This window comes from Actinospica acidithermotolerans (genome assembly GCF_018139625.1).
Taxonomy (GTDB): Bacteria; Actinomycetota; Actinomycetes; order Streptomycetales; family Catenulisporaceae; genus Actinospica; species Actinospica acidithermotolerans.
On sequence record NZ_JAGSOH010000351.1, the window covers coordinates 1 to 450 of the forward strand.

Sequence of the window (450 nt, forward strand, 5' to 3'; positions counted from 1 at the left end):
CCGCCGAAGTGTTCGTGAACGATTCGCACGGCGGCTTCCGCAACATGCCGCCGGACCTGCTCGACGCGCGCGCGCAGGCCATCCAGGGCAAGCCGCGCTACCTGAGCATGGTGGCCGGCGTGGAGCTGGGCGTGGATGGCGTCTGCTTCATCGGCTACCACGCGCGCTCGCGCGCCCACGGCATCCTCGCCCACACGATCAACAGCTTCGCGTTCGCGCGCATCGCGCTCAACGGCCGCGAGCTGGGCGAGGCGGGCATCTACGGCGCGCTGGCCGGGGCCTACGGAGCGCCGGTCATCGCCGCCTCGGGCGACGACGCCTTCATCGCCGAAACGCGCGACCTGTTCCCGCACGCGACCTTCGTGCAGACCAAGCGCGCCACCGGCGCCACCAGCGGCACCAGCCTCTCGCCCGAGCGCGCCTGCGCCGCGATCCGCGAGGGTGTGACGC

1 protein-coding gene is annotated in these 450 nt (G+C 72.7%); it reads left to right on the top strand.

Annotated features, from left to right (window positions below):
- On the top strand, window positions 1–450 hold a 450-nt coding region (locus KDK95_RS38950; protein ID WP_212522648.1), incomplete at both ends, for a M55 family metallopeptidase.